General features: G+C 40.5%; 5 protein-coding genes. 3 read left to right on the forward strand and 2 right to left on the reverse strand.

The features are described 5' to 3' along the window. Positions 1–576 precede the first annotated feature (576 nt). Positions 577–1,899: a serine hydrolase gene (locus ACFFAP_RS31815; protein ID WP_375514956.1), complete on the forward strand. Its 1,323-nt coding sequence runs from the start codon at positions 577–579 to the stop codon at positions 1,897–1,899. Between the two features lie 67 nt (positions 1,900–1,966). Here ACFFAP_RS31815 and ACFFAP_RS31820 read toward each other — a convergent pair whose 3' ends face one another. Next, the gene (locus ACFFAP_RS31820) at positions 1,967–4,243 is read right to left on the reverse strand and encodes a cytochrome-c peroxidase (RefSeq protein ID WP_375514957.1); all 2,277 of its coding nucleotides are present in this window, start codon (positions 4,241–4,243) and stop codon (positions 1,967–1,969) included. A 219-nt stretch (positions 4,244–4,462) separates the two neighbouring features. On the opposite strand from ACFFAP_RS31820, the gene ACFFAP_RS31825 reads away from it, so the two are divergent. Together ACFFAP_RS31825 and ACFFAP_RS31830 are read left to right on the forward strand one after the other, a co-directional pair. Beyond that, a complete protein-coding gene (locus ACFFAP_RS31825) occupies positions 4,463–5,386 on the forward strand; it encodes a DMT family transporter (RefSeq protein WP_375514958.1) in 924 nt (307 codons plus the stop codon). A 403-nt stretch (positions 5,387–5,789) separates the two neighbouring features. Beyond that, complete coding sequence (locus ACFFAP_RS31830) at positions 5,790–7,499, forward strand: alpha/beta hydrolase (RefSeq protein ID WP_375514959.1); 1,710 nt, start codon at positions 5,790–5,792, stop codon at positions 7,497–7,499. Between the two features lie 364 nt (positions 7,500–7,863). On the opposite strand, the gene ACFFAP_RS31835 is transcribed toward ACFFAP_RS31830, so the two are convergent. Beyond that, a partial coding sequence (locus ACFFAP_RS31835; protein WP_375514960.1) for a bluetail domain-containing putative surface protein occupies positions 7,864–8,909 on the reverse strand: 1,046 nt, incomplete at its 5' end.

An 8,909-nucleotide genomic window follows, 5' to 3' on the forward strand; every position in this document is an offset into this window, starting at 1 on the left:
AAGAAATCTAGTTCCCTCCCCAATACATACGGGGAGGGTTAGGGTGGGGTAAAACCCTGGTTAATCTAGCTATTTCCGACTTGTGTGTACACCGTAGCCCCAAGGCATCGGGGAGGGGCGGTTTTGGCTTTAGACAAAACCGGGGTGGGGTGACGCGGTGAGTAACCGTAAGTGAATGAACTCAATATCACGTCTTGACAAGAGTTTTACGTTAAGTTGACACTAATGGGCAATGCTGTGCCCCTACGCGAAATCTATATATATTAGGGTTTTAGTGAATGGGTTTTACTTTCTCTCTCTACAAAACATAAGTTGGAAACATAATTAATCCTTAGCTCGTCCTTCCGTTAGATTAACAATTTCTGTTGTTATCAACTCACACCACAAATAAAACTGTCAGCGATTTACTTTTAATAAGTAATGATGATTTATCGTGCTTATCTAATCCCAAATATCATCTCAAAAAATAACTCAACGGGATTTATGACTTTTCTCCGGAAGTTCAGCACAATCATCAGAAAACAATCTAAGTAAACCTGATTAGTTCCTCCTTACTTGCACACCCACAATCACAACATGAAATCACATCTACTGGCGATTGCTTTAAGCAGTTTGGTTATAGTTGCAGGACAAGCTAAAGCCTCACAATTACAGTCTTGGTACTATGATTCTAGCCAAAACCAATTAGACCTAACTACCACTTCGGGAATAGAACCAAAAGCATTTTTATTAGATAATCCTAGCCGATTGGTAATTGACTTACCTGGAACTAATTTTAATTCTGATAGTGTCAAACAAAGTTTTGGTAAGGCGGTGAAAGAAATTCGCCTCGGCAAACCAGACTCTCAAACCACTCGTTTTGTCGTAGAATTAGCTCCTAGTTATGATGTTACTTCCCAAAATATATCAATTAAAGGAGATTCTCGTTCTCATTGGATTTTCAAATTCAATTCATTTAACCGCCAAAACAATCCCATTGTTGGAGAAAATAGAGAAGATATTGCCATCAAATCCACAGATGCATCTACATTTGCTGGAGTTGTAAATCTTGGTCAAGAGATGATTGGCATCACTTCTCAAATTCGTACTTTGTTAGCGAGTTATAAATCCTTAAATCCGGGAATCTTTTTCTTAGATTTAGATACAGGAAACTATATAGATATTAATGGCGAAAAAAGATTTGCTGCTGCCAGTACAATAAAATTTCCCTTATTAGTGGCTCTTTTCCAAGAAATAGACGCAGGTAGAATTAAACTTACCGATAAATTAGTGATGCGGCGCGATTTAAAGGTTGGTGAATCTGGAACTATGCAATACAAACCCATCGGTACTAAATTTAGCGTCCTAGAAACTGCTACCTTGATGATGACAATCAGCGATAATACCGCCACAAATCTGATTCTCGATCGCTTGGGTGGTGCAGCAAAAGTTAGCCAACGTTTTCGTAGCTGGGGATTGCAAAATACAGCACTTCGGAATTTACTTCCAGACATTGCTGGCACAAATACCACTAGTTCTAAAGATTTGGTCAGATTGGCGGCGTTAGTTTTTAATAATCGTTTGTTATCCCCAAATAGCCGCAATCAAGTTTTAGGCATTATGCGCCATGTCAAAACTAATAGTTTACTACCAGCTGGTATTGGTCAAGGAGCTACGATCGCACACAAAACTGGTACATTGAGATTTATCATTGGTGATGCGGGTATAATTCAAATGCCCAACGGCAAAAGCTATTTAGCAGGTGTTTTGGTGCAAAGACCAAACAACGATCCCAAAGCTGGAGATTTTGTCCGTGAAGTTTCCAGAAGAGTCTATAATTACCTAGACAATACCAAAGTTAGCAATATAGAACCGGTACTTGGCGATGCCTCCGGCGGGCTACGCCTACGCACTCCTTAATAAATATAGGGGCGTACAGCTAGCTGTACGCCCCTATATTTATCGGTATCAGGTATTTCGTGAAATGTTATTTCAAGAAATTTCGTATAGCACTACCGCCATACCTACCAACAGCAGGAATTTCTAGGAAGCTATCTGTAGCTTTGCCCGTACCATCGTCGGTAACAAATTTTTCATTACCTGGATGTCCATTGGGCACGAAAAGTTGCGGATGATCAAAAGGCGCTTTCTCATACCTAACTCGGTCATCAGTCAGTCCCTTTAAAAAGGCGACCAATTGTTCTTTTTCTTCTGGTGATAGATTCAGGGGGGGAAGAACTCCAAAGTCACCACCTCGATTGTAAAAATCAACCACTTGCTCTAAAGTTGCTTGACCTCCATTGTGGAAGTAAGGGGCAGTGAGTTCGACATTGCGAAGTCCAGGCGCTTTGAAAGCTCCCTCTGCCGTCACAGTTTCACTAGAATTCAACGGTGGATTGAGGGTGGGGGGGTTTTCGCCAAGGAGAAGCTGAAATTTCCCTAACTGAGCCAATCGTGCCTCTGAAAGCGGATTATTCTGCACAGGGTCACTACCACCCAAACCGGGGTCGTCCGTAATAGGTCTAACGCCGATATTGAAGAAACCATTGTCTTCAGGGGGTCTTGCACCGAATGGGGCACGTTTGATTCGTCCGTCTTTAGCCACGCTGCTCACTGAAGCAGCTGTTAATTCCGATCCAACGTGACAACCAATACACAGAGCCTTGCCCTGGAACAGTTGTTGACCTAGTTGCTGCTGCTTAGTTAGGGCTGTAGTGTTTCCTTCCAAGAAGCGATCAAAGGGCGTATCGTTGGCAATAAGTGTAGACTCGTACAACTGAATTGCCAGCCCAAAGAACAGCGAGAAGTTATACTCCAACAGCGTGTACTCATTAGTTTTGGAAGAGTTATCAGCGCTGTTGACAAAAGTCCTTTTACCTTCAGCATCAACTTGGATAAGTTGATTAGACTTCCACCACTCCGGCTTAAAGGCATCTTTAATCAGCTGGTCGTAGGTTTTATCCTTCAGTCCGGGCTGGGGATATCTACTGTCTGCACCTAAAACGCTGTCTTGTAGATCCACAATCTGTTTGCCTAGCGGTCTAAGGCGAGATAACTTTTGCCCCAGGACTCGGGGAAGCTTTGTACCCCTAAGTGACAGAACATTTTGCAGCAGTGTACTGAGAGATTTAGTGTTGCCAATTTGCGTCACATTATCAGTAAGTTCTTCAACGGAATTGAGTAGCGGCCCAACCAGAGTATCAGCAATGTTATCTGGATTATCTACCGGCAGTTTGGTGAGAGATTTTTTGTTGTCAATTCGCCCGAACTTATCACCAATTTCTTGAAAAGTGCGACCATCAGCCGACAACTCGAAGGAACTGAGTGGCGGGCCGAGCGCCTGAGAAGCCAAAGACGAATTATTCAGTCTGATTTTGACAAATTTAAGCTGATTTGGCTTTTCTGCTTTTACCACAGAAGCGTTAGGATCTCTTAAACCAAAGGGATTCACCCCATTAAAGATGTTCTGTGCCCTTCCATCCCAAAAGTTACGGAAGTTGAATGCTGAATTAATCACGGTTGGGGTGTTACGTGGCTGGACGCGGCGCACATTTGTACCTCCGACGTTAAATACCGGATCTAGCTCTGTTTTTACTTTGTCTTCCGCGCTACCAGGGATGACATCAACAAACTTAGTATTGGAGACACCCTGAGAGGAACTGACATCATTTCGGTCAGATACAACGGTATTAGGATTATTCGGGTCTGACAGCTTGTGGAAGGGAAAATCTCCCGGTTTAAGTTGGTAGTTTGGCGCACCACCTATATTAAAAACTGTATCCGGATTCACTGTACCATTAGTGTTAATCCGCAAAAGCCCAGGAGAAATCTGATTTTTGGATCTATTGTCGGCTCCAGCATGGAAGTGACAACTAGCACAGGAGGTCTGTCCGTCGCTCCCAACCTGCATATCCCAAAAGAGAGTTTTTCCTAACTTGATTGCAGCTACTTTGTCTTTTACGAAGTCTCCAAGATTGTCAGGCTGCGGAACCGATACGCTCTTGAGCGAAGTTAGAGGCGACGTAACCTGGGCTGATACAGTATTTCCAGCTATTATTGCTGCCATAATAATGGCAGCAATAGTTATAGTCTTTAAAAATCTCGATCTCAAGTGATTAAGCTTGCCATATCTGAATCTCCACTCTTGGCGTTTTATTTTTGTCACCAAAGATTTGAGTAAAAACCGACCTTTTGAGGTCAGTAGGAAGTAAATTGATAAGCAAGTAATAAAGACTACTAAGCTTATTATGGGTATAATGCCCATAGGTTTTTTGTAGTAAATTAACGCTGAAAAAATTATACATCTCTAATAAAATTTCAAATGTAATATTCATGTAAAGTACCTACACAATTTACAAATTTTATGTGAGCAAAAAACCCTATAAGACTACAAATAAATTCAGTTGAGTAGGTAAACTATTCTACATTGAACCTGCATTAATCAGGTTATTAACATCAGCTATACTTTGGGTAAAATATTTGAATGTCACTACATCAAAGTTCTGGTCGCTGGCGCTTAGGGCTAGCGTTATCGCTATTAACGGTTTTCTTGTGGGGAATTTTACCTATTGCTCTGGCGGTAACTCTGCAAGTGCTTGATGTCTATACCGTCATTTGGTTTCGCTTTTTGATATCTTTTTTACTGCTTGGTGTGTATTTAGGAATACGCGGTAAATTACCAAAGTTAGAACAACTGCGTTCTGCTTCTTGGAAATTATTAGCGATCGCTACACTATTTTTAGGGATTAATTACTTTCTGTTCATGCAAGGTTTAGCACTAACATCCCCTGCTAACGCTGAAGTTCTCATCCAATTATCTACCCTTTTATTAGGTTTCGGAGGGTTAGTGATTTTTAAAGAACGTTATCGGCTGTATCAATGGATTGGTGTAAGTGTAATGACTTGCGGTTATCTTTTATTTTTTCGGGAACAACTAACAAATTTAATTACAGCGCATGGCACATATATACTAGGTAGTGTCTTAATCGTGCTAGGAGCAACGGCATGGGCTATTTATGCTTTGGCACAAAAGCAGTTATTGCAGTCTTTATCTTCCCCTAGCATTATGCTGATTATTTATGGGGGCTGTGCTTTATTATTCACTCCTCTAGCCAAAATAAAATCACTTTTTATACTTGATAGCTTCCATTTATTAATACTGGTTTTTTGTGCTTTGAATACTTTAATCGCTTACGGTGCTTTTGCCGAATCATTAGAACATTGGGAAGCATCACGAGTAAGTGCAGTATTAGCTTTGGCTCCCATTGTGACATTAATATCAGTTGTAGTTGTATCAGTTATTGCACCTTATTGGATACCACCAGAACACTTCACTTTTATAGCAATATTAGGAGCGGGTTTAGTAGTCACAGGTTCAGTAGCGATCGCCTTGGGAAAAGCTAATTAATAAGAATAGCTTTCGGGATTTGTACTAGCTTTTTTATCTAGTAAATTCGTGCCATATTCAAAGCTACAACATAAATACTGAGGCAGAGTATTTTTTATTTGTTATGATTTACTAGTGAAGGCAAACTACGGGAGTCAACCTCTTAGAAAATGGATAATTTGACTATCTGTGTGACTCTGTAGTATCTGATTTTTGACTTGATAGCCAAGAGAAAATTCTTGAAGAAGAATTCAAAAATCAGAATTCAGGAGTCAGAATTAATTACTAGAGAATTCTAACTCCTGACTCCTAAATTCTGTTTTGAAAAAATCCAGGCTAATAACTTTAAGTAAATCAAGCAGGGCGCCCGAATAACTACCAAAGCCAACACCTAATAAAACCAGACCACCGAAACAGTTGAGCGATGAATAGTTTGTTTGGTAATTGGGCCAGCACCCTGAGAAAAAATTCTTTATTGCTGGTTCTTTCAATGGTGCTGCCAACATTTGGAATTAGTAATTCTGTCTTGGCAGCAGAGCGGATTTATGCATCTTATTCAGCTTTAGAGCTTTCCATTTCAGTCACCACTTTAGAAAACTATGCCAAAACAGGTATAATTAACGAAGACTTGGCAGCCTATCAGCAATATCTGCCTCTTCAACAGCTTCAAGAATTGCGGCAGATTTTACTTAATCGTGTGAAAGTTAGTCCGGTAGTAGTTTCGCAACTTCTCTACACACCCCAAGGAGAATTGTTGCTGCATCGGTTAGCGCAAATTATCAAAACCAGTCACCCAGAACCAGGATTTGGTGCTTTGCGTTCGGCGCTAATTTTAGCCTCTGGTGAATCGGAAGGCTTAACACTTTTGAATGTGTTGCGTAAATATCCCACCAGCAGCATTCGCCTTGATGTTGCACAGACTTTGGAAATAGGTACGGAATTAGAGAAACTTGTTAACCAAACTCATCGAGCGATCGCAGCAGTTTCTCAAGAGTCTAAAATAGAAGCTGATACCATCAAACAACCGAATTTATCACAATTACCTGATTTACAAGTTCCAGGAAAGTTTAAGTCGCAAAAATACACCCTAAAGTTTTTTGACTTAACACGCAATCGGCTTTTATTAACTGATGTTTATATTCCCAATGTCCAGAATGCTGCACCCGTAATTGTGATTTCTCACGGGTTGGGTTTAGATAGCAGCAACTTTCAATATTTAGCCACACACTTAGCTTCTTACGGATTTGCCGTCGTCGTTCCCAATCATCCTGGTAGTGATGCTAAACAATTGCATTCTCTGTTGAATGGACACGCCAATGAAATAGCAGAACCAGGTGAATTTCAAGACCGACCAATGGACATAACATATATCCTGAATCAATTGGAAAAAGGTAATCAATCTGATTCACGGTTTAAAGGTCGGTTAAATCTGCAACAAGTCGGAGTATTTGGTCAATCATTGGGAGGCTACACAGCCTTAGCCCTAGCAGGCGCTAAAATCAACTTTGAGCAGCTAAAACTTGACTGTCAACCAGCAACACTGCAAAATACCTGGAATATGTCTTTAATGCTCCAGTGTCGCGCTTTAGAATTGAGCATCAGCAAGTCTGGCAAAGATTATAACCTGCGGGATGAGAGAGTGAAAGCCGCGATCGCAGTTAATCCCATTACTAGTTCTATTTTCGGCAAAGCTGGCTTAAGTCAAATTAAAACTCCAGTGATGATTGTCAGCAGTAGTGATGATACAGTTGCACCAGCTTTATCGGAGCAAATTTTACCTTTCTCCTGGTTGGCGAATTCACAAAAGTATCTCGTTATGCTTGAAGGTGGCACTCACTTTTCCACTATTGGCAATGCCAACCCCGCAAATCAACAAGTAGCATTACCTGCTGATATGATTGGCGATGCTTCCCAAGCGCGTCGTTACATGAATGTTTTGAGTTTACCTTTTTTCCAAACTTATGTTGTAGGAAGACCGCAATACACCCCCTACCTTAACGCCGCCTATACTCAAAGTATTTCTAGTAAGTCGCTTGGTTTGAGTCTCGTCAAGTCATTGAATACAACCGAATTAGCACAATTGCTGGATATTAAAGGAGCCAAACTCGCAAAAAAAAACTCCCCAACACCATAGTCAGCTTCGGATTTTGGATGTTGGATATTGGTGTTGCATTGCTGCATGTGATGATTTTTATTTGACTAGGATTTAGGCACTGTACAAATGCATCGTGATCTAAATTAATGAAAATAGATTGTTTCAGGCTTATCTTAATTATCCTGCGATCGTAAATAGACCATGCTGTAGGGGCACAGCAATGCTGTGCCCTTACAAAAGATGTGGTTTTTAAGCTTATACATATTTGGTATTTATTGTCAATGGGTAAGTCCTATTGACTTTGTACAAAGTTAAATTAAATAGCTAAAAACTTTGATTTTAGTTACTCATGATTTTTCATATATCAGCCACCACTTTTCAAACATCCTCTTAGCAACTCAGCTTAGACAATCGCTAAATGAGTTAAGTCGCCTTTGTAGCCACTAATCTCAATAACAGCATCCGTGAGGGCAGAAAATCCATTAGTACTATCATTGAGTGCCACAAAAGTCCGTTGATGACTGCTTGTACCTAAGGTAAAAGTTGCCGCACCTTTAGCCACAAAAGCAGTTGCAGTCAATATCTGTTGTACGTCTGACAGATTCAAACTTGCAACAGGGCCAAGTTGAAGCAAATTGGTGGCAGAAACTGCATTCAGACCATCAATTTTATCTTCACCGATTTTCAAGTCAGTAATTTTATCAAAACGAGACAACAGCGAATCACTTAGGTTATTGAAAACAAATTTATCATTCCCACAACCGCTTATGAGGGTATCACTACCAGCGCCACCGTTGAGGATATCATTACCTTTACCACCAACTAGTTTGTCATTTCCTGCTAATCCAAATAGTTTATCGTTGCCGTTTTTCCCAAAAATTTGATCGTTGCCAGTTCCACCAGTGAATGTATCTTTACAATTCCCACCGTATAAGGTTTTGTTCGGTACATTTGCATCGTTGGTGGTTGTACTGATAAGTTGACCGTTGGCATCATATAAATAACTGGCAACTGCATCAACAATACCATCGCTGTTATTGTCAATATCTGAGTCAGTCAGTTTACCATTGGCATCGTAGTTATAACTGGTAATCTCGTCACCGAGTCCATCATTATTTTTGTCAACTACCTGTGCAGTGAGTTTGTCGCTAGCATCGTAGCTGTAAGCAGTTACTTCATCAATGATGCCATCACGATTATTATCAATCTTCTCTGTAGTTAGTTTTCCCTTAGCATCGTAGCTATAAATACCAACCGCATCAATTACACCATCATTATTGAAGTCATAACTAGTGGTTGTACGCCCATAGGTATAGGTTTTGACATTATCAACTATGCCGTCGGTCTTGTAGTCATAGATACCATTAATTTCGTCCTTGCCTTTGTAGTCTTGGCTAGAAGATATCCGGTTGCCCTTGGGATCATAAGTATAGGTTGTGACACTATCAG

Source organism: uncultured Nostoc sp. (genome assembly GCF_964245575.1).
GTDB lineage: Bacteria > Cyanobacteriota > Cyanobacteriia > Cyanobacteriales > Nostocaceae > Nostoc.

What these genes read in the sequence shown, in the direction of transcription:
- ACFFAP_RS31830 (WP_375514959.1), top strand. Translation starts at nt 5,790, where the DNA reads ATGAATAGTTTGTTTGGTAATTGGGCCAGCACCCTGAGAAAAAATTCT.
- ACFFAP_RS31820 (WP_375514957.1), bottom strand. Translation starts at nt 4,243, where the DNA reads ATGGGCATTATACCCATAATAAGCTTAGTAGTCTTTATTACTTGCTTA.
- ACFFAP_RS31825 (WP_375514958.1), top strand. Translation starts at nt 4,463, where the DNA reads ATGTCACTACATCAAAGTTCTGGTCGCTGGCGCTTAGGGCTAGCGTTA.
- ACFFAP_RS31815 (WP_375514956.1), top strand. Translation starts at nt 577, where the DNA reads ATGAAATCACATCTACTGGCGATTGCTTTAAGCAGTTTGGTTATAGTT.